This window comes from Loigolactobacillus coryniformis subsp. coryniformis KCTC 3167 = DSM 20001 (assembly GCF_002706425.1).
Taxonomy (GTDB): domain Bacteria; phylum Bacillota; class Bacilli; order Lactobacillales; family Lactobacillaceae; genus Loigolactobacillus; species Loigolactobacillus coryniformis.
On sequence record NZ_CP017713.1, the window covers coordinates 1922619 to 1949474 of the forward strand.

General features: G+C 43.6%; 27 protein-coding genes. 7 read left to right on the forward strand and 20 right to left on the reverse strand.

The window, feature by feature from the left end:
* Window positions 1-61 precede the first annotated feature (61 nt).
* Entirely contained in the window at window positions 62-496 is a 435-nt protein-coding gene (locus LC20001_RS09565; RefSeq protein ID WP_010011679.1) for a YtxH domain-containing protein, read from the reverse strand.
* Window positions 496-966, reverse strand: coding sequence for a DUF948 domain-containing protein (locus tag LC20001_RS09570; protein WP_003679246.1), 471 nt, complete (start codon window positions 964-966; stop codon window positions 496-498). Before LC20001_RS09570 ends, LC20001_RS09565 begins: the two co-directional genes overlap by 1 nt.
* Window positions 967-1299: 333 nt before the next feature.
* Here LC20001_RS09570 and LC20001_RS09575 point away from each other — a divergent pair, with 333 nt between their 5' ends.
* Window positions 1300-2184, forward strand: a complete 885-nt coding sequence (locus LC20001_RS09575) for a mechanosensitive ion channel family protein (RefSeq protein ID WP_010011680.1) — start codon at window positions 1300-1302, stop codon at window positions 2182-2184.
* Here LC20001_RS09575 and LC20001_RS09580 read toward each other — a convergent pair.
* Complete coding sequence (locus tag LC20001_RS09580) at window positions 2181-3044, reverse strand: nucleoside hydrolase (protein WP_040473131.1); 864 nt, start codon at window positions 3042-3044, stop codon at window positions 2181-2183. The genes LC20001_RS09575 and LC20001_RS09580 overlap by 4 nt on opposite strands.
* Before the next feature lie 143 nt (window positions 3045-3187).
* Here LC20001_RS09580 and LC20001_RS09585 point away from each other — a divergent pair, with 143 nt between their 5' ends.
* On the forward strand, window positions 3188-4633 hold the full coding sequence (locus LC20001_RS09585; protein ID WP_169925068.1) for a DDE-type integrase/transposase/recombinase: 1446 nt from the start codon (window positions 3188-3190) through the stop codon (window positions 4631-4633).
* A 276-nt stretch (window positions 4634-4909) separates the two neighbouring features.
* Here the strand turns inward: LC20001_RS09585 and LC20001_RS09590 are convergent, their stop codons facing one another.
* Window positions 4910-6283: an IS701 family transposase gene (locus tag LC20001_RS09590; protein ID WP_145955953.1), complete on the reverse strand. Its 1374-nt coding sequence runs from the start codon at window positions 6281-6283 to the stop codon at window positions 4910-4912.
* A 320-nt stretch (window positions 6284-6603) separates the two neighbouring features.
* Here LC20001_RS09590 and LC20001_RS09595 point away from each other — a divergent pair, with 320 nt between their 5' ends.
* Together LC20001_RS09595 and LC20001_RS09600 are read left to right on the forward strand one after the other, a co-directional pair.
* Window positions 6604-7452, forward strand: coding sequence for an aldo/keto reductase (locus tag LC20001_RS09595; RefSeq protein WP_010010634.1), 849 nt, complete (start codon window positions 6604-6606; stop codon window positions 7450-7452).
* Window positions 7453-7499: 47 nt separating this feature from the next.
* Window positions 7500-7880, forward strand: a complete 381-nt coding sequence (locus LC20001_RS09600; RefSeq protein WP_010010635.1) for a hypothetical protein — start codon at window positions 7500-7502, stop codon at window positions 7878-7880.
* An 88-nt stretch (window positions 7881-7968) separates the two neighbouring features.
* Here LC20001_RS09600 and LC20001_RS09605 read toward each other — a convergent pair whose 3' ends face one another.
* Both LC20001_RS09605 and LC20001_RS09610 read right to left on the reverse strand, forming a co-directional pair.
* On the reverse strand, window positions 7969-9246 hold the full coding sequence (locus tag LC20001_RS09605) for an O-acetylhomoserine aminocarboxypropyltransferase/cysteine synthase family protein (protein WP_056943341.1): 1278 nt from the start codon (window positions 9244-9246) through the stop codon (window positions 7969-7971).
* 15 nt (window positions 9247-9261) lie between these two features.
* Window positions 9262-10104, reverse strand: a complete 843-nt coding sequence (locus LC20001_RS09610; protein ID WP_010010637.1) for a homoserine O-acetyltransferase/O-succinyltransferase family protein — start codon at window positions 10102-10104, stop codon at window positions 9262-9264.
* Window positions 10105-10609: 505 nt separating this feature from the next.
* Between LC20001_RS09610 and LC20001_RS09620 the strand changes: the two genes are divergently transcribed.
* The gene (locus LC20001_RS09620) at window positions 10610-11686 is read left to right on the forward strand and encodes an LCP family protein (protein ID WP_010010639.1); all 1077 of its coding nucleotides are present in this window, start codon (window positions 10610-10612) and stop codon (window positions 11684-11686) included.
* A gap of 60 nt (window positions 11687-11746) precedes the next feature.
* Here LC20001_RS09620 and LC20001_RS09625 read toward each other — a convergent pair whose 3' ends face one another.
* On the reverse strand, window positions 11747-13408 hold the full coding sequence (locus tag LC20001_RS09625; protein ID WP_010010641.1) for a C40 family peptidase: 1662 nt from the start codon (window positions 13406-13408) through the stop codon (window positions 11747-11749).
* 436 nt (window positions 13409-13844) lie between these two features.
* Here LC20001_RS09625 and LC20001_RS09630 point away from each other — a divergent pair, with 436 nt between their 5' ends.
* Complete coding sequence (locus LC20001_RS09630) at window positions 13845-14528, forward strand: metal-dependent transcriptional regulator (RefSeq protein WP_010010643.1); 684 nt, start codon at window positions 13845-13847, stop codon at window positions 14526-14528.
* A gap of 20 nt (window positions 14529-14548) precedes the next feature.
* Here the strand turns inward: LC20001_RS09630 and LC20001_RS09635 are convergent, their stop codons facing one another.
* The 12 genes from LC20001_RS09635 to racE all read right to left on the reverse strand — a co-directional run bounded on the left by LC20001_RS09635 (window position 14549) and on the right by racE (window position 24288).
* Entirely contained in the window at window positions 14549-15034 is a 486-nt protein-coding gene (locus LC20001_RS09635) for an S-ribosylhomocysteine lyase (RefSeq protein WP_003678610.1), read from the reverse strand.
* A 136-nt stretch (window positions 15035-15170) separates the two neighbouring features.
* Window positions 15171-15746, reverse strand: a complete 576-nt coding sequence (locus tag LC20001_RS09640; RefSeq protein ID WP_010010644.1) for a non-canonical purine NTP pyrophosphatase — start codon at window positions 15744-15746, stop codon at window positions 15171-15173.
* Window positions 15739-17040, reverse strand: coding sequence for a bifunctional folylpolyglutamate synthase/dihydrofolate synthase (locus LC20001_RS09645; RefSeq protein ID WP_010010645.1), 1302 nt, complete (start codon window positions 17038-17040; stop codon window positions 15739-15741). Before LC20001_RS09645 ends, LC20001_RS09640 begins: the two co-directional genes overlap by 8 nt.
* On the reverse strand, window positions 17040-17600 hold the full coding sequence (gene folE, locus LC20001_RS09650; protein WP_010010646.1) for a GTP cyclohydrolase I FolE: 561 nt from the start codon (window positions 17598-17600) through the stop codon (window positions 17040-17042). Before folE ends, LC20001_RS09645 begins: the two co-directional genes overlap by 1 nt.
* The gene (gene folK, locus LC20001_RS09655) at window positions 17597-18082 is read right to left on the reverse strand and encodes a 2-amino-4-hydroxy-6-hydroxymethyldihydropteridine diphosphokinase (RefSeq protein ID WP_010010648.1); all 486 of its coding nucleotides are present in this window, start codon (window positions 18080-18082) and stop codon (window positions 17597-17599) included. The genes folE and folK overlap by 4 nt, the downstream gene beginning before the upstream one ends.
* Window positions 18082-18441, reverse strand: a complete 360-nt coding sequence (gene folB / locus LC20001_RS09660; RefSeq protein WP_003678614.1) for a dihydroneopterin aldolase — start codon at window positions 18439-18441, stop codon at window positions 18082-18084. The genes folK and folB overlap by 1 nt, the downstream gene beginning before the upstream one ends.
* 52 nt (window positions 18442-18493) lie before the next feature.
* On the reverse strand, window positions 18494-19603 hold the full coding sequence (gene folP / locus LC20001_RS09665; RefSeq protein ID WP_010010649.1) for a dihydropteroate synthase: 1110 nt from the start codon (window positions 19601-19603) through the stop codon (window positions 18494-18496).
* A 116-nt stretch (window positions 19604-19719) separates the two neighbouring features.
* Complete coding sequence (locus tag LC20001_RS09670) at window positions 19720-20859, reverse strand: N-acetyldiaminopimelate deacetylase (protein WP_010010650.1); 1140 nt, start codon at window positions 20857-20859, stop codon at window positions 19720-19722.
* 14 nt (window positions 20860-20873) lie between these two features.
* Entirely contained in the window at window positions 20874-21584 is a 711-nt protein-coding gene (gene dapD, locus LC20001_RS09675) for a 2,3,4,5-tetrahydropyridine-2,6-dicarboxylate N-acetyltransferase (RefSeq protein ID WP_010010651.1), read from the reverse strand.
* Between the two features lie 18 nt (window positions 21585-21602).
* A complete protein-coding gene (gene cbpB / locus LC20001_RS09680; protein WP_010010654.1) occupies window positions 21603-22073 on the reverse strand; it encodes a cyclic-di-AMP-binding protein CbpB in 471 nt (156 codons plus the stop codon).
* Between the two features lie 33 nt (window positions 22074-22106).
* Entirely contained in the window at window positions 22107-23459 is a 1353-nt protein-coding gene (gene rph, locus LC20001_RS09685; RefSeq protein WP_010010655.1) for a ribonuclease PH, read from the reverse strand.
* A complete protein-coding gene (gene racE, locus LC20001_RS09690) occupies window positions 23443-24288 on the reverse strand; it encodes a glutamate racemase (protein ID WP_010010656.1) in 846 nt (281 codons plus the stop codon). Before racE ends, rph begins: the two co-directional genes overlap by 17 nt.
* A 477-nt stretch (window positions 24289-24765) precedes the next feature.
* Between racE and LC20001_RS09695 the strand changes: the two genes are divergently transcribed.
* Window positions 24766-25365, forward strand: coding sequence for a YslB family protein (locus tag LC20001_RS09695; RefSeq protein ID WP_010010657.1), 600 nt, complete (start codon window positions 24766-24768; stop codon window positions 25363-25365).
* Between the two features lie 30 nt (window positions 25366-25395).
* On the opposite strand, the gene LC20001_RS14605 is transcribed toward LC20001_RS09695, so the two are convergent.
* Window positions 25396-26754, reverse strand: a complete 1359-nt coding sequence (locus LC20001_RS14605) for a polysaccharide deacetylase family protein (protein WP_010010658.1) — start codon at window positions 26752-26754, stop codon at window positions 25396-25398.
* Window positions 26755-26856: the final 102 nt, after the last annotated feature.

Consider the following 26856-nt stretch of genomic DNA (forward strand, 5'->3'; position numbering starts at 1 on the left):
CCACACAAATAAGCGCCTAGCTAAAAATAGCTTGGGCGCTTATTTGTACAGGGCTAATTAATTATTTTTCAGTCGTTTCATCACTAGTAAGTGCTTCTGACGTTGCTGAAGCTGCTTCACTGGTCACATCAGCATTTTTAGCTTCCGCAAACGCACTTTGTCCTTCAAGATTGATGTCTGCATAATCATTGGACTCATCATCCTTCAAGTCAGCTGCGGAATCCTTGGCCTCTTCTGCTGCTGATTTAACTTCTCCAGCGGCACTAGTTGCTGTTTCACCTAAATCGTTGAACGTATCGCCAGCAATATCGGCGAATTCATCGGTTGTTTCGTCAGCAAAGTCAGCATAATCAGCCGCCTTATCGCGGAACTGATTGACTTTACGTGCTAAATTATCCCGCAATTCGTCACTTGACTCAGGTGCTAACAAACGAGTTGCCGCAAATGCTGCTGCGCCACCAAGTAAAAATCCAAATAGAAAATGTCCTTTTGCCATTATAAATCGCTCCCTTGTTGTGTATTTACTTCTGAATCAGTAGTTGCTTTGTGCTGGCGCCGTTTACGATAAAGCCGCAAGGCACTAGCTCCAACACGGCTAAGTGCCGAAGCTTTGGCGGTCGTTGCACCAACATTGGATATTTTATCCACTAAGTTATGGCTTGCTTCATTAAGATCAGAAACACTAGCTCCTAGATCACCAGCTGCTTGGAAAACTGGGTCTAAGTTAGCCACCTTGCCATTAACATCGTCCAACAACACATTCGCTTTCGTCAGCAAACCTTCGACTTCTTTAGAAAGTGTGTCCACATCCCCAGTGACGACGGTTACTGTTCGCGTTGCTTCATTGACCGTTGCCTGAATTTCTTTCATCACTTTAGTCACACGCCGCAATAAAACCACGAGCCCGATCACTAAAATTAGAAATGCAATGGCTGCAATCAATCCAGCGATTTCACCACCAGTCATAGCATAGCCTCCTCTGTCCCACAATAGTGAGTAATTTTTGTGCCAAAAGTTTTGGCTATTCCGCTAAGGTAGTCCGTAACCGCACACTGACAGCTTAAACACCCTCGATCATCACCCAAAACATGGCGCTACAAATTAATAAACGAGCACTCCAACTGATTTTATATCAATTCTACAGTGCCCGATACAGGTGAAATGATTATTTCAACCAGTATCTGATGTTTTTAGGATAGCATCATTTAGCGCTTTCTTCAACGATTGTCCATGTAATTTGGCATCTTTAACTATTTTTTGCTACACTAAGACCAGATTATTAGAAATTAGGTGGAAATTTTGGCTGTTGAACCATTATTGACCGTGACCAGCTCAGTGACAAAACAAACGAATCTATTGACTCGCTTCATACAAAATATTCAGTGGGAAAATATTATTGGTAAAATTGTCGCGGTAACGATCGAATTATTACTTTTAAGTGTCCTATTTTGGATCATTAATCGCATCACACGTCTGGTGCTCGAACGTAGCTTTAATAATTACAAAACAAAACGGAATTTAAGTGAAGGCCGTTCACAAACGATCTACACATTGATTCTCAATAGTTTTAAGTATTTGATCTTCTTCTTTTATCTTTATGCTATTTTGAGTATTCTTGGCGTCCCCGTTGGCACTTTGATCGCCAGTGCTGGTATCTTGAGTGTCGCTATTGGCCTAGGTGCGCAAAGTTTAGTTAAGGACTTCTTATCCGGCTTTTTTATTTTATTGGAACAGCAACTGGATGTTGGCGATCATATCAAAGTAGGCACGATCGAAGGAACCGTTATGGCAGTGGGCTTACGCACGACACAGGTCAAAAGCTTTGATGGCACATTAAACTTTATCCCTAACAGTAATATTAACATCGTTAGCAACCTGTCCCGTAGTAATATGCGCGTGCAGATCGACGTGCGGTTATTCCCTGATACTGATTCAGAGCAAGTACAAACAGTTTTAACTAAGGTCAATCAAGAATTAGCACCTAAATACCCTGAGATTCAATCCGGCCCCGATGTTTTTGGTCTAGTTGATCTAGGTAATGGTAATTTTGCGGTGCGAGTGCTGCTATACACCCAAAATGGCGCTCAAGGTCGGATTCAAAGTGACTTTTTAGCAGCATATATTGCGGCATTAAGTGATGCTGGTATTAAATTACCAACCACCCCACTACCAAGTACGCTCTAAGCAAAATATGCTTTTAAACCTTGTAAAAAGATTTGGTTAACTTGAGCCAAATCTTTTATTTTAACTAATAGTTTAACCGGTTGTGGGGTTTTAGCTGGTGCTAATTGCAACATACCTTTACTTAGTTGTGGTGTTGGTGCAGCCAAATAACCAGTTTCAAATTCAAATAACTCGGGCTGTAGTAAGCCTAAAGCAGTGACTCCATCCCAATTAACAAAGCCATCGACTTGCCACATCTGTTGGGTCACCTTCATCCAGTCACTGATAGTGTGTTCCAACCATTGTTGACGGTGATTGCTGCCATTACCAAGTACCAAATCACGTCGACCAAAAATTGCGGTAGCTAAGTATTGCCCACTGGCTAGCATCAGTGGCGCACCGCCTGTAATTACTTGCACGACTGCAGCCGGCGCAACTGAGAAATTCAATTCGCCCACTGGAAAATGATTTACCGTCAAAGGCTTAAACAGCCCGCCCATAATCACGATTTGTTGCACTAAGTCAAAAAAATCGGGTTCCAATTGTGCGGCAGCCGCTAAATTAGCTAAACTACCAGTGGCTAAAATCGTCACTTGATGTGGATAACGTCGTACAGTCGTCGCCAAAAATTGGCTGGCGGCTGTTTTTTTATTGGTTTCTCCCTGTTCAGCCCCAGCATAAATATCAATCGATAAGGCAAACATTTTCGCTAAAAGTGTCGTTTGTTGTTGCACTTGTGCAACGGTGCCATTACCAAACGTTAAAGTTACCCCCAACAAATCGACAGTGGGCTGCTGGTTCAAATAAAGCAAAGTCCAGCCATCATCAATGTCTTTTCCCGGAATACCGATCGTATTATCACAATCATAAATCAACTTCATGGCTTTTCCTCCAATAACGGCGAGGTACTGTCAAACGTACCTCGTTTTTGTTATTAATTTCCGAATATTAAAAAACACCCGAACGTCTTTTTCTGGTATTCTTGGTGTGCCACCAACAAGAAAATCCAGAAAGAAGGATTCGAGTGCATACACCATTAATAGCCTATTTAGTTCTAATAATCAAGCTCCAAAGACAAATTATTTTGATCCTTTTAGCTCAGTTGGCTGAGATCTTTGATCATTCACGGCTGCCAAGCGCTGATAAACCGGTATTCAAGCGTTTTAACCAATTTCAGGTCGATGAGAAAGTCCCACTACTTCAAGCTGATATCGGTTCTGAAGCCCTCGACTACCAGCTGTTGATCGCTGAGTCGCTTGAAAAGAACGGTAAGCCGATACTGCCAGTCAGGCGGCGTAAACCAATCAGCTTTGCGGCGCAAGACTGTCCGCGGTGCTCGGCACCACAGGACTATCTTTACGCCAATAACGGTGCTGGCGGTCAGCTACGGTGCAAGGTCTGTCAGTTCAAGTTTCAAGATGGTCACGCCGAGAAGAATAAGACGGTCGCTTTACGTTGTCCTTATTGCCAGAATCGCCTGAGTATTCACAACCGTCGGACCAAGTTCGACGTCTGGTGTTGTTACAACGATAAGTGCGCATTTCGCCTTGGTGCGATCGCCGCAATGTCACCCGCTGAAGTCGCTGACTTCAACGTCCATCCAACTGCCCACAAGATGCGCTACACTTGGCGAACCTACAACTTTGAACTTAAAGGCATTGCGCCAGAATCGCCGATCCAAGCACCGGTAGACCTCGATCGGATTCAAGCCAGCCCTGAAGTGCTGGGCTTGGTGCTGACCTATCACATCAACTATGGTCTGTCAGCGCGGCGAACCGCGGCGATCATGTACGATATTCATGGCGTTAAAATCTCACACCAGACCATCCATAACTACGAAATGGCGGTAGCCGCTGTTGTCCGGCCTTTCTGGGCGAATTATCCTTACGCACTGTCCGATCAGATTGTTGGTGACGAGACTTACGTGCGCGTGAAAGGCGAGTGGCACTATATCTTCTACTTCTACGACGCCAAGTGTAAGCTCATTCTCGCCGACTACGTGACCCCTAATCGCACAACCGAATCAGCGGTCATTGCGATCAACCAAGTCCTCCAAAAGATGCCTCAGATCCCTGAGAAGCTTAACTTCGTCGTTGACGCGAATCCGATCTACCAAGTTGCCCAGATCTATTTTGCACAACAGGGCATCAAGTTTGGCATTCACCAGGTTGTTGGTCTTGAAAACAAAGATGAGATCAGTCGTGAGTACCGCTTCTTAAAGCAAACCATTGAGCGCTTGAATCGTTCCTACAAAGAAAATTATCGTTCCAGTACCGGCTTTGGCTCTGCCACAGGTTCAGCGAGTTACACGGCACTTTATTCAGCGGCCTATAACTTCTTGCGGCCTCATGAAGCACTGCATTACCGCATTCCTGTTGAGTTACCACAACTCAAACCGTTTGAACGAATGCCGGACAAATGGCTGGCGCTAATTGAACTAGCGCAGTCTCAATTACCAACAGCAGCCTAGATATTCTGAAAAATCAGACTAACTAAGGCTTAATTTGTGTACCCTAGAACACATAAAATAGGCAAGATCCAGTGAGAAGCAACACCTGAATTAAGTTCGATTCATCCGTGAACGGTGATTCCATATATTAATCGTCATCCCCCCTTGAACATCCGGTTTTGAACTTGGGTTTCATGGAACTTTAGACGTTACCTAAATTTTTATACTTAAAAATAATCATTAATAAAAATTATTTTTAAGCTAATTTTATTATAGCATTTTTGTCGTTTCAGCACTTTACAGCTTTTCACTGACCCCCGACCAACAAGAAGCCAACCACTGAATCACCACTTTGGCCGGTGTTGTTTTTAACCGCCTTTGCACTTGCCGCGCTAAACTAGCCAAAAACAGCGCCGCTTGAATTTGCCGACTTAACCAGAGTTTGCGTTCACGCAAACTTTTGGTTACCAAAAAAGCTAAACTAGGTTGGGTCAATGGCAATACGATCATCAAGGTATACGCCGTATTCAATAAATGATGATCGGCTTCAATCTTGGCTACTGAACGCACGGCGTAATCACCGAAGTGCCAGAATGTTTTCATTTCATAAAAATAGGTCTCGATCGCCCAACGTTTTTGATAGTAGGCCAACGCTCGTAGCGCTGGCGCAGGGGCGCTGGTCTCCGGCGTCCGATAGGTGAGCTGGGTCGGATCAACGGCTAGGGTTTCGGTTGTGATCGCCGCTAATTCTTCGGGCGCGCTCGTCGCCATGAACAGACGACAAGTCGTCTTGCGTTGTACGCGGATCATGTAAACTGGCTGGGGCATCAAGCGTGTCAGACACCGCACTATACCGATCTGATCTCCGGCCGAACAAAGATTTAATGCAATATTTCCCAAATGGATCTGGTCACCATATTTCCGCGGCCGACCGCGCTTACCGGTGCGTTTGGGTAAGCCAAACATGGCGGTATCTTTACGCACATTGGCGATCATAGCTAGATTAGGTTGCGTCATGACCAGTTGGTTGATCTCAGCTTTGGGATACCAACTGTCACACAGTAGGAACACTTGTTGGTCGCTGGCGATCGATTTCAAAGTCGTCTTGATCATTTGCGCCGCTTGCTGGTATTTGGTCGCCTGTTCCGCCTGATAAAGGTGCGTGGCTAACGGCAAGAACGTATAAACTGGCTGGTCATCTTGGTCCCGCTGTGTTGGGATCATCAGACCTAAAGTAACGAAATCATGGGCATTGACGAGCCGCTTACCCGTATGTGCGGCGTGATCGAATAGATATTTGACGCCGGTAAATTTGTGGCCGAACTTGGGTTGGACCGTGTCATCCAGAACCAATAATAAGGGCAAGTCCTGACAAGTAGTGGGAATCAAGGTCAGTAAATACGTCAAGTTGCGCACTTCTAACTGTGGCAAGTGGTTACCGATCACTGCCAAAGCCCGATAAAACGTGTTCAAAGAATGCTTCGTCACCCGGCCCAGAAATTGTTCAAATAAGTGGCGGATCGAGTGGCGGTCACCGATCACTAACAACGCTAGACACAACCAAAAATAGTTAAGGCCCATTGGCTTAGACAAGCCAGCCGCTTTTAAATCAGAAAAATAGGCGTGGAGGGTGGTTAAAAGTGATGATTTTTGATAAAATGAGTTCAACACGAATCCTTCTTTCTAAATGGTTTTTTGTCGAACTCATTTTAGCAAAGAATAGGCATTCGTGCCTTTTTATATCCAAATTTTTTTAAAAAGCTGTAAAGTGCTGGTCGTTTAAAAACAGCGCTTACAAAAGCTTTTTAATTCACTGTTAATTTTTTTGCTGCGCATCTAAGTTTGCTTGACCATTTTAACTTGAGCCAACAATTTCCTTTGTCAAATCACGTCAGTAGCCCTACAATAGGATTAGGACAATAAATAAGCCATGCTTCAACTTTGTGTCCTTGACTAATAAAAACCTAAAAGTGAAGTAGAGGAGCCATCCTATGACGAAGTTACGACAACCAAATCTGCAGTTAGCTGACGGGCACACAATGCCGCAATTAGGTTTTGGTGTCTATAAATTAGCAGATCAGGCAACAATGAACACTGCAATTGCAGCTGCTTATCAAGCAGGTTATCGGCTATTTGATACTGCACAAGCCTATCAAAATGAAGCTGAATTAGGCACTGCCTTTAAACAGTTAGCACTACCGCGAACTGAACTATTTATTACAACCAAGATTGCTGAAGTTAATCAAGGTTACGATAATACTTTGCGTTCAGTTGAGTTATCACTAAAAAGATTACAGATCGAACAACTTGATCTATTATTGATCCACTGGCCGATCCATTCACAATTTTTTGCCACTTGGCGGGCCCTAGAACGTTTAAAAGCAGAAAAAATCGTTCGTAGCATTGGGGTTTCAAATTATCATCAAACCCATTTGGATTATCTTGCTACTAAGGCTAATGAACAGCCTGTGGTCAATCAAATTGAAAACCACCCTTACCTATCACAAGAACCATTATTGGCTTATAACCGTAAACAGCATATTGTCAGTCAAGCGTGGAGCCCATTAGGCCGCGGTGCTGTACTACAGGATCCTACACTGATCAAAATTGCTTTAAAGCATCAACGCTCAGTTGCGCAGATTATTTTGCGCTGGCATTTACAACGTGGTTTAGCCGTTATTCCTAAGTCACAAAATCCACAACGGATCAATGAAAATGCGACTATTTTTGATTTTAAATTAGATGCTGATGACATGACAGCAATTGCACGACTAAATCGTTACCAACGTACTGGGGACGATCCTGAAGTCGTTTATCAAATTGAACATCAATATCATTAGCTACTGCTACAGAGCTTAATTCATTCGAGACAAGGAGATTTTTTATCATGCCTGCTGCCAATCACGATTATACTTTCCCCATTAAAATCACTAAGGGACCACAACGCTTCTTGATCCAGTTTTTAACGATCCCACAATTAACTGCCTCGGGTGAAATCTATGCTGAAGCTGAATATTACGCTTACCGCGTATTAGCTGACCACTTACTCACGCTCAAGAACGATCCCGCAAAGATTCAAGCGTTAACTGGGACTACTGCTAACGAACCAGTCGATGACCACTCTTTTTTAAGCAATATTTTAGTCCCGCAGAATTTAGACCCGCATAAAATGCAAGCGCAATTTGTTATTCCGCGAGATTCACCAGAACACGCTCACAGTGAGATCAATAAAATCACTAAACTGATCAATGAAGAACCACATGAATAGTTAAAAACAAACACAAAAAGCTGATTAACTTAAGCAAGCTAATCAGCTTTTTGTGTTTTTGTGTTTGTCCAAATAAAATGACGTTACGCTAGATCTGTGCCAATGCTTGATCCAAATCAGCGATCAAGTCATCGACATTTTCGATCCCAATCGATAACCGGATCAAATCAGGAGTGATCCCGGTTAATTTCAATTCTTCGTCATTCAATTGCGCATGGGTCGTTGAGGCGGGATGAATGATCAAGGAATGCGCATCACCGACGTTTGCCAATAAGGAGAATAGCTCAAGATGTTCAATCAAGGCTTTACCAGCTGCTTCGCCGCCTTTAAGCCCAATGGTGAAGATCGAACCAGCGCCTTTAGGGAAATACTTTTCAGCTAGGTCGTGATAAGGGCTATCGGCTAATTCAGGATAATTGACCCATGCTACCTTAGGATGTTCATTTAAGTAGTTGACGATCTTGCGGGCGTTGCTGACGTGGCGTTCAACCCGTAGTGACAAACTTTCTAGGCCTTGGATCAACAAGAAGGAATTGAAGGGACTGATCGTGCCACCGAGATCACGCAAGGATTGTGCGCGTACTTTAGTCGTGAATGCAGCGGGGGCAACATCGTTCCAAACTAAGCCGTTATATTGAGGATCAGGCGTTGTGAAGCCAGGGTAACGGCCGCTAGCCGCGTAGTCGAATTGACCGTTTTCAACGATCACGCCACCCATGGTCGTGCCGTGGCCACCGATAAATTTAGTGGCTGAATGGACCACCACATCAACCCCATGATCAAGTGGTTGGATCAAGTATGGCGTGCCGAAAGTATTGTCAGCGATCAAGATCAAGCCATGCTTATGCGCCACTGCCGCAACGGCTTCCAGGTCGATCAAGTTGATGCCAGGATTGCCGATGGTTTCCACGTACAAAGCTTTAGTGTGTTCGTTGATCGCCGCTTCAAAGTTAGCGGGATCATCAGGATCAACAAAATGAGTGGTGATGCCCAGCTTCTTCAAAGTTACACTGAACAGGTCGTAAGTGCCACCGTATAAGGTGCTGGCTGAGACGATCTCGTCACCGGCATCAGCGATGTTAAGGATTGCTGCGGTGATTGCGGCAGAGCCAGTGGCCAAAGCAACCCCGGCCGTCCCATTTTCCAAAGCCGCGACCCGTTTTTCTAGGACATCCGTCGTTGGATTCGTTAGACGTGTGTAGATGTTACCAGCATCGGTCAAGGCAAAGCGGCCAGCTGCTTGGGCGGCGTCTTTAAACACGTAAGAAGTCGTTTGGTAGATCGGCACTGCGCGAGCACCAGTTTCATCGATCGTTTGTCCAGCAGTAACTTGTAAAGTTTCAAAACGTAATGATTCTTTTGACATATGATTACCCTCTTCTTAATTTAATTGTTGGAGCCAATTGGCAATAATTTGTTGTCCAGAACTGTGCCAACGTTCAAGTACTTGTGCATTTGCATCGTTACCGTAAAAATAATTTTCTGGCAGCGTGATTGGGATCCCACTGGCTAAATCACGCTGATATTCATGTGCTAAGGTGTTACGCGCATATTCAGGATGCCCAGTAATAAAGGTTTGTCGCCGATCACGACTTTGGACCAACACTGGTCCTACATTGATATCATCCACTAGCAACTTTAAATCAGGTTGAGCAGCAATATCTTGTGATTGTAAAGTTGTATGCCGTGAATGAGGCATGTAAAAATGGTGTGGTAAATGATTCAACAACGGATCAGCACCAACAGCTCGATGTTCAAAAATACCGAAAACTTTAGGGCTGACCGCATATTTTTCGATCCCATATTGGGCGTATAAGGCCGCTTGTGCTGCCCAGCAAATAAATAAGTTTTGCCGCACATGATCCTGTGCCCAAGCTAAAATTTCAGTAAACTCTTGCCAATAATCAACTTCTGCATAAGGCAATGTTTCCACTGGTGCACCTGTGATGATCAACCCATCATAAGTATTATCAGCAATTTCTGGCAAAGTCGCGTAACTTGTTTGTAAATACGGTAAAACATGTGATTTAAAATGATGTGTTTGCGGATAAAGAAACGTTAATGTCAGGTTCTCTGGTAAGCCAGCAAATAAATCTAATAATTGGCCTTCAGTTTCTAACTTATTAGGCATTAAATTTAACACAACCAAATCGGTCGTTTGTTGTGTGCTGGTACCTAGTTGATTAAATACCAATCGTTTACTTGATTCATACTTTACGGACATCAAAGGACCACCTCCCAAATTAGCTTTAGGTGAAATAAAAAAGCTTCCATCCCAAACGTATCAAAACGTTTAGGGACGAAAGCTTTCGCGTTACCACCCTGATTTACATTGATCTCACAATCAAATGACTTAGTAAGTACATCAAAACAGACTATACTCCGCAAAATAACGCTTGCCCACGGATAAACAGCGTTACCACCGTTTATCAAGCTCCAAGACCATCTTCGATCAAATTATCTTTGCTTCCTCTCACCTAACGAAGCTCGCTAAATAGATACCTTGACTTACTCTTCTCTTCTACGCTTATCATTATTTTTTAACTTGTTACCCATGTTATCATCATCTTTTTCTCACGTCAAGCCTAGTTTACACAAAAATAGGGATAAAATTGCAGTTAAGCGCGATTTCGCTATAATAGAAGTTAGCTAAATATTTTAATCGTGACTAGCAAGTACTGAAATCAAGCTTGTCAGTCCAAAGTTAATAATCTCTGCAGGAGGCCCTCATGCCGGAAAACGAAGAATCAAATACCCGTAGTGGACGTAAACCACCCAAGAAGAGTCATCCACTATTAAAAATAATTCTCTTGATCATCTCTGTAGCTGTCTTTTTAACCGGTATTTTCGCCTACAAGCTCTATTCACATGCTGGAGATACGATTACTGGCATGCATGCTTCAATCGGTAACGCATCACAAAAGATCCAACAGAAAAAACCTTTTTCAGTCTTGCTATTAGGTGCAGATACCGGTGCTGATGGCCGTAAATATAAGGGTAATTCAGATACGATCATCCTTGCAACGGTCAATCCAGCAAAGAATCGAGTTAAATTAGTTAGTATCCCTCGTGATACTTTAGCCGAATTAGTTGGTGCTAAACCGCGTAATATGCAAAAAATCAATGCTGCTTATAATTATGGTGGTACTAAAATGGCCGCTAAAAGTGTTAGCAAACTACTCAATGTGCCGATCGATTACTACATGACGATCAATATGGGCGCCTTAAAAACAGTCGTTAATGATGTTGGCGGTATCGATGTTAATATCCCGTTCTCGTTTACCAGTGTTTGGACTGGCGGGCAGAAATTTAAAAAAGGGGGGCATCATCTAAATGGAACGCAGGCTCTAGCCTATTCACGAATGCGGCACGAAGATCCGCGCGGTGATTATGGGCGCCAATTGCGACAACAACAAGTGATTCGTGCAGTCCTCAAAAAAGCAACTCAACCAAAAATTTTACTCAAATATAAAAAAATTACCCGTGATTTAGCAAAAAATATGCGCACAGATCTGACCTTTGCTGATATCGAGACTTTAGCCTTAAATTATCGTCAATCTGCTGGCAACATTAAATCTGACCAACTACAAGGTAAAGATGCTTGGATCAACGGTTCCTCTTATCAAATTGCATCAACTAAGGAACTTAATCGTGTATCCAAAATGCTACGTCATGAATTGGGACTAACTGCTGAAAAAGTCGATAACGCAGAAGTTTACCAAAATGAATTGAATCCTTACTTTGATGGTATTGATGATCAAATGTTTTATATCAGTAATGACTTCACTACCACAATTGCTCAATAATATATTATAAAAAGGCCTTAACGTAGTTTTAAAACCACGTTAAGGCCTTTAATTTACAGATTAATAGTTGATATGCACACCGAATGAAGGCATGAAATAACTTGAAATTGAAGCAATAGTAACCGTTTCACCAGGTTGTGGTGCATTAATATACTGGTTATTACCAATATATAAAGCAACGTGATAAGTTGCACCGGCACTACCCCAGAATACTAAATCACCAGGTTGTAATTGACTGATGGAAACTCTAGATCCAGCACTTTCTTGCGCAGTTGTCACCCGACCAATCGAAACGCCAGCTTTAGCTAACGCCCATTGTGTCAAGCCTGAACAATCAAAACCTGAACCTTCAGATTCGCCACCCCAAACATAAGCGACACCAATTTGTGACTCAGCAGCTGAGATAGCGGCTTGTGCACCAGTGCCATAACTTGTGCTAGAGCTTGAACTACTTGCTGATGAGTTTGTATTAGTTGCTTGCGAAGCTTGTGAGCTCGTATTTTGTGTTGAAGTTTGATCTGTATTGGTACTTACTTGCGTTGCTTGTGAAGTTGCTTGGCTAGCAGCGGCAGCAGATGCCGCATTGGCGCTGGCAGTTGCAGCTGATTGGGCTGCTGCTTCACTAGCAGCATTAGCACTAGCGGTTGCGGCTGACTGAGCAGCAGCTTCACTAGCGGCGTTAGCGCTGGCAGTTGCGGCTGACTGAGCGGCCGTTGATGCAGCAGCTTCACTAGCAGCGTTAGCACTAGCGGTTGCGGCTGACTGGGCAGCAGACTCCGCATTAGCTTGAGAGGTTGCTTGGCTAGCAGCGGCAGCAGACGCGGCATTGGCACTAGCGGTTGCAGCTGATTGGGCGGCTGCTTCACTAGCGGCGTTAGCACTGGCAGTTGCGGCTGACTGAGCAGCTGTTTGCTGTGCAGCTTGTTCTGCTGCAGTCGATGCAGCGGCAGCACTAGCAGCAGCTATTGAATTAGCAGCGGCTTCGCTAGCGGCATTAGCGCTGGCAGTTGCAGCTGATTGGGCTGCAGCCGTTGATGCAGCGGCTTCGCTAGCAGCATTGGCGCTAGCAGTTGCAGCTGATTGGGCATCAGTCGTTAACGCAACTGAACTAGCACTAACTGTACTTGTACTAGCAGCAGTTGAACCAATCTGTAAATCAGCACTTTTAGCTGGCTCAACACCAGCTAAGTCTGTATTATTATAAGCAACGTATGCGCTTGGTACCCATGCATTGTCAGCAATTTTGTACCAAGTAATGCTACCAACTTTAACTTGTTCAGTTGCAGTCTTCGTTTGACCATAAACCATGTAATTACCAGTTGGTTGACCACTAGTTGGTGATGTCCAAATTGTGATCGCACCATCTTTGTAATTACCAGTTACAGTATCACTTGTTTTAGCAGTTGTCTTTTCAGCAGTATTCGCTTGGAAATATTTAGCTGGAACCCATTCATCAGTTCCGATCTGATACCATTTTTCACCGAAAACTTGTTTAGTTGCCTGTACCTTAACGGCTTGGCCCTTAGTTAAGTAACGGGTTGGTTTCTGACCAGTTGTTGGGTTGTTCCAAACGGTGGTTGCACCATCTTGATAAGTGACCTCAGCCGTTTGCGCAGCTTGCGTTTGCTGAGCCCCGGCTAGTGTGGCACCGGCTAAACCGGCAACACCGGCAGCCAAGTATGTAGATAAATGATTTTTAGACTTTGATTTCGCTTTTGACATATAACAGCCTCCTTGTTACGCCTAGATTAGGACGTGCACATTTGCACCATGTGATCTAAACTGGGAACAACTTGGTTCCCAAACTTTCGAACTTCAGTATAACGTACTTTAAGAAAAATTTACAGTATTTATCCCTCCGCGGCGAAAATGTAATCTATTTGTGATGAAAAAAGATGAAAAATCAGTCAACTAAACAAAATACACTAGTTTAATGACAGTTTTACCCCCATTCAACATCCTTCATTTTAGTCGATAACTAACCCACTCGTCAAAAAAATAGCGCATTCAAAATAAATTAATCCAAATACTAACTAAATCTCCGCTAAGATTAGGAGGTTCTCTTGCAGTTTTACTGTCGCCGTTCCTAAAAGTGCGCTATAATAGTGAAAGTAATTTTACACGGCAAAAAACTTTCTACAGGAGCGTGATAACGTCAATGACGCCGATTAAGGAAGATTATCTGAAAATCATTTTTGAATTAGGCGGCGCAAAAAAAGAAGTCTCTAATAAGCAGATTTCATTAGCATTAGGTATTGCCGCTGGTTCCGTCACCGAGATGGTCAGCAAATTAAAAAAAGAAAAGTTAGTCACTCATCGACCTTACCACGATATTGCATTAACTAAAACCGGCTTAGATCAAGCTATTTTATTGATCCGTAAACATCGTTTATGGGAAACTTTTCTAGCAAACGACCTTGCATTTGCGCTACCAGATATTCATCCAGAAGCTGAAGTTTTGGAACATGTTACCAGTCCCAAGCTACTAGCACGCTTAGATAAATTTCTTGGTTATCCGAAACATTGCCCTCATGGCGGCGTTATTCCTGACGCTGATGGTCACTTTCAAGAAGAAAGTTACACCGTCCTCGCACAGATACCCGATGGCCAAACGGTTACCATTGAACGTTTCATCGATGACCATGACTTGTTGATTTACCTTGCGGATATCAAATTAGAATTAGAAACTCAGGTTACGGTGCTTAAGCATGAACCTTTTGACGGCCCAATCAGTGTCACTACTGCAGAGGGTCAAAAATTTAATATTAGCTTCAAGGCAGCCCATAATATTTTTGTCACTGATGAAAGTGGCGCATCGTTGGAGCCAACAAAAAAAGCGTGAATCTAATCACGCTTTTTTGTTTACAATGAAGTTGTTACCACGTGGCGTTCAAATGGATCTGAACTGATACCTTCTTCAAGAATCTTTTTGCACCATTCTTTAGCTGAGAACAAGGAATGATCACGATAATTACCACAGCTCGTGATATCAGTTCCTTGGACGTCATCCCAAGTAGCTGGGCCCGCAATAAATTCTAGTGAGCCTTTCAAAGCAGCGGCAACATCTTCTGGTTTATGCCGCCCCCAAAGGATCAAATGAAAACCTGTCCGGCAGCCGAACGGGGAACAATCGATCACACCGTCTAGGCGATCACGCAACAAACCAGCTAACATATGTTCAATTGTATGTAATCCTGCTGTTGGAATTGCGTTTTCGTTAGGCTGAACTAAACGTAGATCGTAATTCTGAATTTCATCACCTTTAGCGCCGGATTCCGTTGTAATCAAACGGACATATGGTGCTTTTACTTTAGTATGATCTAAAGTAAAACTTTCAACTTTTGCCATGTTTAATTCCTCCAATTAGTCATTTGAGCGATGTGCTCTGCTATTTATTGTACCGCGCAAGCAGTAATTTTGAAAATCTTTAATTCAATTTCTAGAACGTACGTTAAAAAATCAACGCTGGAAGCTAACTCACGACTTAGTATAGTTGCCGGACTAAATCAGCCACTGCGCGACCGCGATGACTGTACTGGGCATGGGCTTTAGCTGGTAGCTGCGCTAAGGTTTTCCCTAGTGCAGGTAAGTAAATCAACCGATCAAAGCCGCCGCTGAGTTCCCCCTGTTCCTCAACTGCCACTTGAGCAGTCAAACAACCATGAGCACGCAATATTTGTGTGCCCACACGTAAAACCAAATAACTATGCACCGTAATTTGGCGATCATGCACATTTTGCAAGCGCGCCAGCAGGTACTTATTTGCTGGCAGTGGCTGCTGGGCTAGCGTTCGTGCAGTATAAACGCCAAATTCAGTAGGAAAAGCCGCCAACTCAATTCCAGAATCATCACCTAAAACTGGCAAATGCGTCAATTGGGCAACCTGATCGGCTTTATGCTGGGCATTTTGCCAATAGTCAGCGCCTTCTGGTGCAAAAGACAATCGTGGCAATTCAGTCGTATAACTGCGTAAGGAAAATTGCTGTTGGGCAAATAACTCACGTAACTCCGCTAACTTACCTTGGTTATGTGAAGCTAACAAAATCGGCTGCTCAATCATCTGGCAACAACTCCTTAACTAAGTAAAACGAGCCGGTGACAACGATCAGATTGTCAACTGCAGTTTGTTGATGTGCTAGACGCAAAGCTTGTTGCGGTGCTGCACAAATACTAAGTGGTAAGTCGGGGGCAATTTGGCGACACGCCGCTGCCAATTCATTTGCCGGTAAATGACGCTGCGGATTATCCGGAGTCGTTACAATCACGCGCTGCGCACGCGGTAACAGTAATTGCAGCATTTGCCGATAATTTTTATCACGTAACATACCTAAAACCAAAGTAAGCGGTCGGTGCGGAGTTAAACGCTGCAACGTTGTCACTAACGCTTGGCTACCATCAGGATTGTGCGCCCCATCCAAAAGTACGGTTGGCCGCTGACCGATCACTTGTAGCCGTCCTGGTAGCTGAACTTGTGACAGCGCTTGTCGAATGCATTTATTTGGTATAGTGATCAGTTGCTGTAACACGTGAACTGCAGTTAGAACTGTCGCCAAATTGGCCACCTGAAATTCACCAACTAACCTCAAAGTCAACTGAGGCCATGTGAACCATTCACTAGTCAAACTAACCGTCATTCCAGTTAAATCAAATCGTTCGATCGTATACTTTAATTGTTGTGGTTGCCAATAAGTTGCCCGATTATGCTGTGCAGCTTGCCGCAATACCGTTTCAGCTTCAGGCGCCTGTTGCGGATAACTGATCACTGGCACACCCGGCCGCATGATCTTACTTTTAGTGGTGGCAATCGCAGTTAAGGTATCACCAAGCAAAGCCATATGGTCATAAGCGACTTTTGTAAAAATTACGAGCTCCGGTTGATCTAAAGCATTGGTTGCATCAAATTCACCACCTAAGCCGGTTTCAATCACCGCCCAGGCAACTTGTTGCTGCTGAAAATAAACCATCGCTAAAATAAAGTACCATTCAAATTCAGATAAAGCTGTTGGTGGCAATGTTAATTCGCCTAAGGCCTTTTTGACTTGCGCAAATGCAGTTAAAAAATCAGCGGCAGTGATCATTTGACCATCGATTGTGATCTGTTCAAACGGACTTCGCAGATAAGGACTCATAAATGCGCCACTCCGATAACCTGCAGTCGTTAAAATCGTTCGTAGCATCTGTGTCGTTGAACCTTTACCGTTAGTCCCCGCAATGTGAATAAGCTTAAACTTATTCTCTGGATGCCCCAACTCTTCTAGTACTTGCCGCAGTAAGCCCACTCGATCACCAACTTCGTACAGCATTCCTTGGGTCATTTCTGCCTGTGCGGCGGCAACTTGCTGTTCGATCGTCATTAGTGCAACCGCCGCTCAAATTCAGCAATCCGCACTGGATCATCTAAAGCGCCAGTAAAGCGCGTGGTAACCGTTTGACTACCTGTCTTTTGAATACCACGCATTTCCATACACATATGCCGCGCTTCCAACTCAACCGCAATCCCACGTGGCTGGAGGATTTTTTGTAATTCATCGACTAACTGCGAAGTTAACCGTTCTTGAACATTAGGTTTATGCGCAACATAATCAACTAAACGGGCGATTTTGCTTAACCCAATGATCTGACCATCAGCCGGTAAGTAAGCAATATGGACCGTGCCGAAAAATGGTAATAAGTGATGTTCACACATTGAATAAAACGGAATATCTTTAACTAGTACCATTTCCGCATGACTATCGGTTTGAAATAATTTGTAATTCGTAAATTCTGGTTCACGTAACGAACTAAAAATTTCCGCATACATCCGCGCAACTCGCTCAGGAGTTTCAACCAAACCAGCCCGCTCAGGATCTTCCCCGACAGCTACTAAAATTTGTTTGACCGCAGCGATGATCTGCTGCTTCTGTTCATCATTCATTCTTGCTCATCCCTAATCTTGGTCACCCGCTGAGCGGCGGGTAACGCTTGTAATAATTGCTCAACTTGCTTTTGCTGCTGACCAGTCGTAATTTCTTGTAATGGGACTAAAACAAATGCCCGCTTAGCCATCTCTGGGTGCGGAATCGTCAAGTCAGCCGTTTGGATCACCACATCATCATACCAGAGAATATCTAAATCAATGGTACGCGGTCCCCAATGGATCAAGCGTCGGCGTTTTTGATTTTGTTCGATCTGCTGGATACGCTGCAAAAGCTCAGTTGCGCTTAAGCTCGTCTCTAAATAGACTGCACAATTATAAAAATCATCCTGCACAACACCGCCAACCGGTGCCGTCTCATAAATACTAGACACACGTACAACGTCGATTGCCGAGTCAGCTTGCAACGCCGCAATTGCCTGTTGCAACTGTGCCTTACGATCACCTATGTTGGATCCAATACTAAGATAGACTTGATGCATCAACGCTTCACCTGCACTTCAATTTCCACATTATCAAAAATACCCGCAATCGGTACACTATATTTACGTACGCGTAATTGAACGGCTTCAACCAATTGATATTGGCGTAACAATTCTTGGCTGATATGATTAGCCAAACTTTCGATCAATTGATATTGCTGTGTTTGCGCAATCGTAACGATGCTATCATACACTTTAGCATAGTTGACTGTTTCATTGAGTTGATCTTTAGTCCCTAACCTTTCAATCGGGACAGTTAGCGCCACATCAATTTCCAAACGTTGTCCCAGTCGATTTTCCTCTGGTAAAACACCGTTATATGTATAAACCTGAATATTATTTATTTTGATTAATCCCACAGTTGGTCCTCCTATTATTCATTAAAATAATAAAGACAGTTGAAACAAGGCTCTAACGGCTAAAACTACGCTTGATCTTATCCATAATGCCTAGCGTATATTTGGTTTCAGCAATATCGTGTGCCCGCATGAAGTTGACGTCTAAGGCGGCTGAATTAGCAAAGATCGCCATCGTTGGTACCAAACGTTCTTCAACCGGTAAATCTAATAATCTTCCGATAAACCCTTTTCGTGATGGCGCAATTAGCGTAGCCACACCTAAATCGTTGAAATAATCTAGTTCACGCAATAATGTATACTCTTGTTCATAATTTTTACCGTAAACCGAACCTAAGCCAACATCGATCATGAGCTGACGTCGTTCGATGCCATAGTGTCCAGCAAAATCAATTGCAGCAGCAAAATAATCGTGAATATCTTGAGCTAGATCCGTATATTGATCCCCATTTTGCGTATGCATGATCACTAATCCCGCATCCGCTGCCGCGACTGCCGCCAACAAACGTGGTTCATCCTGTACTGGACGCACATCATTGATAATATCTGCCCCAGCAGCTAAAACTGCCTGCGCCACTTCATATTTATAGGTATCAACCGCAATCGGAACATCCACTACAGGCCGAATTGCTTCCAGCACCGGAACGACTCGAGCAATCTCTTCTGCTGGCGTCAACTCTTGATAACCTTTACGAGTTGACTGCCCGCCAAGTTCCAATACATCCGCACCCTGTGCTACCATTTCCTGTGCCCGCTTGATTGCTGCCGCCGGTGTAAAGTAGCGACCACCATCATAGAATGAATCATCAGTAATATTCAAAATCCCATAAACACGTGTTTTAGCCTGTGTATCTAAATCAAAGCGCCGAGCATGGAACAAATGCGACTGTCGTAATTTGGCGGCTGCCTGCTGCAATGCACCAATATAATCAGTAAGTGCAACAGACTGCTGTGTTGACGTGAGCCATTTATCCATTGTTAATAACAAGTATTTGTCTACGATCAGTGCCCGTGCTGATAAACGCGTAATTTGTAATTCATGTTCCAGCTGACGTGCTGCTTGCTCAGTTGGTAGATCGACGTCTGCCATTAACATGATCATCGTTGGTTTAAATAGCTGTGCGGGCAACGTCGTGGTTGCCATTGATTGTTGTTTAAGTTGCAACGCTATCGTCCTAACTATTATTAATTTAATTAGCCCAATCTTACCCAGAAATGAGCCCAGCGTCAAACAATTATCGTGTACTAAAAAGGAGCGGCTACGTTCGCCGCTCCTTGATCTTATATTTCAGCATCACGTTTTTTGAAATAAGTTGTCATTGCGTAAATACCTTTTTCAATTGCCCCAACATGCGGCACTAAATGTTCCGAGTGTAGTTGATAAGGTTGATCAACACCTAGCCAGAACATCGTACCATGGATCTGAGCAATCAGAAAACCAAAATCTTCACCAGTCATTGCTGGCTCAGTTTCTACGTATTCAATGGCTGGATCAGCCTGCATCGTTTCAATAAACGCGGCAGTTGTTGTCGGATCATTTTCCACCGGATAATACCCGCCCTGATGGAGGTCTAGATCGACCTGGCAATCATAACTTAGTGCAATACCTTCGGCAATCGTCCGCACCCGCTGCTGGATGTGTTGATTCATGACTTGCGTCAACGCACGGATCGTACCATCAACCTGAGCACTGCCACTGATCACATTGCCAATCGTGCCAGCATGAAACTGACCTAAAGTGACCACGCCACTTTGAATCGGATCAACATTGCGACTAACGATCGTTTGAATTTGATTGACAAATTGTGCCCCAGCAACGACCATATCATTAGCCAGATGTGGATAAGCCGCATGACCACTTTTACCACTAAAATGGGCGTGGATCTCACAAGTTCCCGCAAACAAAGTGCCTTGACGACAACCGATCGCACCCGTTGGCAATTGTGGATTAATGTGTAAGCCATAAATTTCATCAGGCATCCAGTCATCCAACGCACCCATTTCATAGAGGCGTTTACCACCGCTGGCATTTTCTTCCGCTGGTTGGAACAAAAATAACATATTATTCTGTGGTTGGTTGGTGGCAAAATAAGACAATAAACCTAGTGCCACCGTCATGTGAATATCATGACCACAAGCGTGCATCATACCTTCATGCTTAGAAGCAAAAGGTAGCCCCGTTTGCTCTTGTACCGGTAAAGCATCAATATCTGTGCGCCAACCTAAAGTTGCGTGTGGTGCTTGCCCACTAACAAAAACCAAGGTTGCCGTCTCAACTTTTTTAATGGTCAACCAAGTTTGTGGTAAGCTGGCGATCACTTTAAGTAAATAAGCCTGCGTTTCAAATTCCTTTAAGCCAATTTCAGGGATTTGGTGCAGATCCTGATAAATTTGCGTTAATTCGTCTGTTGTTAATGTCATCTGCGCGCCTCAGTTTACAACTGCCGCAGTGCATCAAGAATTTCAGTCTTGCTACGCGTTTTATCATCAATATCTTTGATTTTACGCGCCGGAACACCTGCAACGACGGTATATGGAGCAACGTCTTTCGTGACGATCGCGCCAGCCGCAACCACGGCACCTTTACCAACGCGGATACCTTCCAAAACAACGGCGTTAGCACCGATCAGCGCATCATCTTCAACAACAACTGGTTGTGCCGAAGGTGGTTCAACCACACCGGCTAACACAGCGCCAGCACCGATATGCGCGTTCTTGCCCACTGTTGCGCGCCCGCCGAGAACAGCACCCATATCGATCATTGAACCTGAACCGACAACGGCGCCAATATTGATGACGGCACCCATCATGATCACTGCATTATCATGAATTTCAACTTGATCCCGAATAAAAGCACCTGGTTCGATCCGGGCATTAAATTGTTTTAGATCAACCATTGGCACCGCTGAGTTGCGAGCCTCATTTTCAACATGGTATTCACTGATTGCTTTTTGATTGGCCGCTAAAAATGGCTCAACGTCAGCCCAATCACCAAATAACACACCACTATGCGCCTCAAAAAAAGTTTGGATCGAGCCAGGGATCGTTAATTGATCTAAATGCCCCTTCACATATACCTTAACTGGGGTTTTCTTCTTTGCTTCACTGATGAAACGGATGATTTCATTTGCATCCATGTCACGCACGCACCTCTCCATAAATTATCATTTTTCACTCTCGCTTAGTGGATACACCTGATCAAAGTTATGTGCCAAGTAGTTAACACTCTTCATGATCTCCCGTCGCGTCACAATGCCCGTGAAATCACCTTTGTGACTGACGACTGGCAGAAATGGATTATCCACTAATAAATGTAATATTAACTCAATATCATAGGGGTTTTCAACTGTTGGTACATTTTTTTCGCAAACATCGCCGACACAGAGCCGATTTAATTGGCTTAAATCAAAATCATCCCGGCCTAACATCGTGTCGGTGATCATCGGTAACGAAATTAAACCAACAAACTTTGAATCGTTGGCCAGTACCGGAATTTTAGCGTAGCGAATTTTAGTTAGCACTAAAAAAGCATGGTTTAAATTATTGTCAACTTGTACATTGGCCACCTTTTCAGCTGGGATCAAGAAATGAGCTTTATTTTGTAATAGAATATCTAAAATCGGTTGACTTATCAATGCGGCACCTCCGCTTACTGTTTATGTCGATTGCTATTTTAACCAGTCACGCCAAACTTTTTCCAAATTACGTAATGCATTACCACGATGACTGATTTTATTTTTCTCATCTGCAGTCAATTCGGCTAAACTCTTATCTAATTCGGGGACCAAGAATAACGGATCATAACCAAACCCGTTGTCGCCGCGGGGAATACCTAAGATGTAGCCATTGACTTCGCCATCAACGACCAGATCATTTTCTGGTTGATTAGGTTTGGCAAAAACTAGCGTCGTGTGAAAAGTCGCGTTACGCTTTTCTTTTGGAACGCCAGTTAATTCGTATAATAATTTAGCGTTATTAGCAGCATCGTTGTGATCACCAGCATAGCGAGCTGAATAGATTCCTGGACGACCATGTAGCGCAGCCACTTGTAAGCCGGAATCATCCGCTAGTACCGGTAAATCAAGAACGCGTGCAATCGTGTCGGCCTTTAAACGGGCGTTTTCTTCAAACGTCTTCCCCGTTTCTTCGATTTCTGGCAAATCAGGAAAATCATTCAGCGTCTTCACTTGAAGACCATCAGAGGCAAACATTGCCTTAAATTCGCTAGCCTTACCCGCATTACGTGTGGCGATCACAACGGTATTTTGGGACAAATCGCTGGTATCATACGGATGTTGCAGTTTATCGAATTGATAGCGTTGTGCCGTGATCAATTGTTCAATACCTTTGGTCCCTAAATATAACAATTCGTTTAATTGACTACCAGAAAAAGTGGCTTCTTCACCAGTACCTTGTAATTCAATAAATTCGCCTTGCCCAGTCATCACAATGTTCATATCGACTGAAGCTTGCTGGTCTTCACTAGCTTCTAGATCTAGCACCGGACCAATTTCCGGTAAAATACCCACGCTGATTGCTGCTAAATCATCTTTTAAAGGATTCTCAGGTAAGACTTTATTTGTCACCAGTCTAGCTAGTGCCAGCTTTAAAGCAAAAAATGCTCCGGTAATACTAGCTGTCCGCGTACCACCATCCGCCTGGATCACATCACAATCCGCCACTAATGAGCGTGGTCCTAATTTTTCTAAGTCCACCACTGCCCGCAATGCTCGGCCAATCAAGCGTTGTATCTCGATCGTACGACCAGTTTGCCGACCTTTCGTGGCCTCACGCCGAGTCCGTTCCTTAGTCGCTCGTGGCAACATACTGTATTCGGCACTGATCCAACCTTTTTCCGTTCCGCGCAAAAATGGCGGCTGACTGTCCTCAACACTAACGCTACAGATAACTTTGGTGGCACCTAAAGTCATCAAAACAGAGCCTTCTGGATTTTTCAAATAATTAGCTGTGATTTCAAATGGACGCAATTCTGCAGTCCCGCGATTATGATTTCTTTGCATGCTTAACCTCGCTATGTTTAATTAATTCCGTTAAATCAATATGGCGAACATCTAAATCATTTAATTCTAACCAGTCCCCCGCGATTCGCTGGAACATTTCCGGATTACCGGTGGTATAAAATTCATGTTGTGGTTGTCGTGCCGGTGCTGCTAATTGATCAAATTCCAATAACGCAGAAAGTTGATTGACCGTTTCGGCACCAGAATCGATCAAAGTAACTTGATCACCAATTCGATTTTGGATCAAATGACGAATCAAGGGATAGTGCGTGCAGCCCAAAATCAAAGTATCAATATGCTGATTATCAAATGGCGTCAGCGATTCGGCGACTACTTTTTTAGCAACCGCCGATTTATATTCGTCACTTTCAACTAACGGGACAAACTTAGGACACGCGACACCCGTTACTTCAACTTGTGGTGCTTGCCGCGCAATCGCTTGCGGATAGGCCTGACTCTTGATGGTTCCAATCGTTCCGATCACACCAACCTTTTTATTTTTGGTTGCCTTGATTGCTGCCTGACTCCCCGCCACGATCACACCGATCACAGGAATATCTAAAGCTGTCTGGATTTCTGGTAAAGCCGCAGCAGTAGCCGTATTGCAGGCAATAACGATCATCTTAACGTGCTTACTTAACAAGAAATTAGTCATCTGCCACGTAAATTCTTTAACTTGACTAGCTGGCCGTGGTCCATAAGGATTACGTGCCGTATCGCCAATAAAAATAACCTGTTCATTCGGTAGCTGGCGTAACGCTTCTTTCACGACCGTCAGGCCACCCACGCCCGAATCCATATAGCCAATGCCTTGTTGTACATTTACCATTTATTTATTCCTCTTTCTGTTCGTCCAAGCTAACTCTTGCTAACTCATAGGCACCTGTATAGATCTAGTTTGAAAACTACCAAACCATACTTGTCCTGCTGACCTTTTGCAATAACCCGATCACAAATAGACCTACATATGATTTTCGCCTTTTTTAGAACTAAGTTCAAGTGAATCGCTAGGGTTATTCATTTTTTAATAAAAATTTGTTGGATGCCCATTAGTTTAATTATTTTTGCTATAATGAAAAGGAAGAAAATCAGCCATATTTTTGTTGAGTGAGTTTATGGTCAATCAACGACTGCTATTACTCAGCATAACAATACACCAATGAATTCAGGTTACTTACCATTTCAATTAAGTAACAGATTGCTTGTCGTTGTGGGTTAACCTTGCTTTAGATTGAAATCAACCACAACATCAAAAATTTTTGACCAAAAAATTAACCACGATCGTGGAGTAGAGGTGATTAGGCTTATGCCAGAGAATCATTATGAAAATTTATTACGGGCAGTGTCTACGCCGGAAACACTGGGTTATGAGCTATTGCGCGATATCTTATTGCCTGATCTTCTAGGACAGGAAGCACCTGGTATTTTGTATTGGGCGGGTAAAGATCTTGCACGCCGCCTGCCTCTAAGTCAGTTAGATGATCTGCCAACTTTTTTCGCGCAATTTAATTTTGGCGAGCTAAAATTAAGCCAACAAACCAAGAATCGGTATATTTACCAGTTAGGCGGCCAACAAATTGCACGGCGGCAAAAGGCATTTAGCAATGCGGATTTCCAACTTGAAACTGGCTTTATTGCCCAACAAGTTCAGCAACTGACGCAAACGGTTGCTGAAGGTCAGCTTGAATTTGATCGGGATAAAATTACGATCATCGTTCAAACTGACCATACAGATGCCCCTCAAGCTACTGCGATCGATAACCCGATCACGTTACACCATTTTGGTAGCACTGATGCACCTGCAGAAAAGCCCACCACAGACACCCGTACAAGTGCTACACCAGTTACCGATTTAATGCCGAAACGCACACAACGCCATAAACGCGGCTGGTTCAGCCGTAATTAAAAAGCATGCCTATATTTGCGGCATGCTTTTTCAATAGCTGCGTTGATCGCCTAATCCAAAATATTGCCATTGGCTGAATAACGGTTGCGCGATCAAGTCATCAATAGTCACGAATTGATACCCTTGCGCTTGCAAATAGCTAATAATATTGGGCAAAGCGGTGACCGTTGCCGGTTGAATATCGTGCAAAAGAATAATTGCACCTGGCGTAGTCGTTTGCTGAATCATTCTCAAAATTATAGCTGCATTTTGACTTTTCCAATCTTCGCTATCAACCGTCCACTGAATAATTGGTCGTCCCGCAATGGCAGCGCTAGTCTGATCAATACTGCCATACGGTGGTCGCATTAGCCGTGGCCAAGTTCCTGTCGCCTGATAGATCGCTACATCAGTCATAGTTAGCTCTTGATCTACCTGTGCCGCTGTTAAATTAGGTAACTGCGGATGATCGTACGTATGATTGCCAACTTCATGTCCAGCCTGAGCAACGCGCCGGGCTAACTGTGGATAAGTGGTGACATTACGTCCAACCATAAAAAAAGTCGCATGAATCTGTGCTTGGGCTAAAATCTGCAAAACTTGCGGTGTAGTGTTTGGATTCGGTCCGTCATCAAACGTTAAAGCAACATGCTTACCAGGACTTATTTGTGATGTCACGTGCCAAGCTGTCGGCAAAAAATAGCGCAGTTCTGTAAAATCAACCGGTACTGCACTTAACTGTTGCTGCGCAGTTTGTACATAGAAAACTAATTGTTGCTGATTGATCGCCAACCACGGATTTAATGGCTGGGTCATAAAGTTTTGCCTGGTTTGTGCCAAAGTTGCCGGCTGCGGTTGCACTACTTGTAGAACCGCATTGAATATTTGCAGTTTTAAGGCGTTTAATGTGGTCACATCATTCGTAATTTGGGCTAAAGTGATCACCTGATCTTGCGCATCATTCACTAATAATTGTCGCCGCGTCAATGGTAATGATATGCTCGTTCGTTGTCCCGCGCGATCAATAGCGACCGCCACCAAGTTATAACCAACTAAATTGCCAGCACGGCTGACGCTAGTTGGATAAATATCTATCGTCACCGCGGTGGACGGTATTTTAAGCTGCTGGGCAAAAATTTTCCAGAAATCAGCCGTCAACTTAGAACTAACCACTAATTTTTGTGGCACAAAGAAATGATAATGCACTTGACCAATGCTCAGCGTCTTTTGCCCATGAACATATTTAGTTTGTATGTTGATTGTCTGCTTCTTATTTTGCTTTGACTTAACTGTGAGTTGAGTAGCCCGATCAGCCGGCGGATCATTCGACTGATCATTTATCTCTAAAATAATTCCACCAACAACAACCAGTAAAATAGCCACTAAAATCCGCCTAACTTTACGGCGCATCGTCATAATCCCACTTTATAAACCCATTTAAATCAGCTCCCAATATTTCACTCACAATATAGCAGTATCAACTATTATAATCAATTATTTTTAATTATGAAA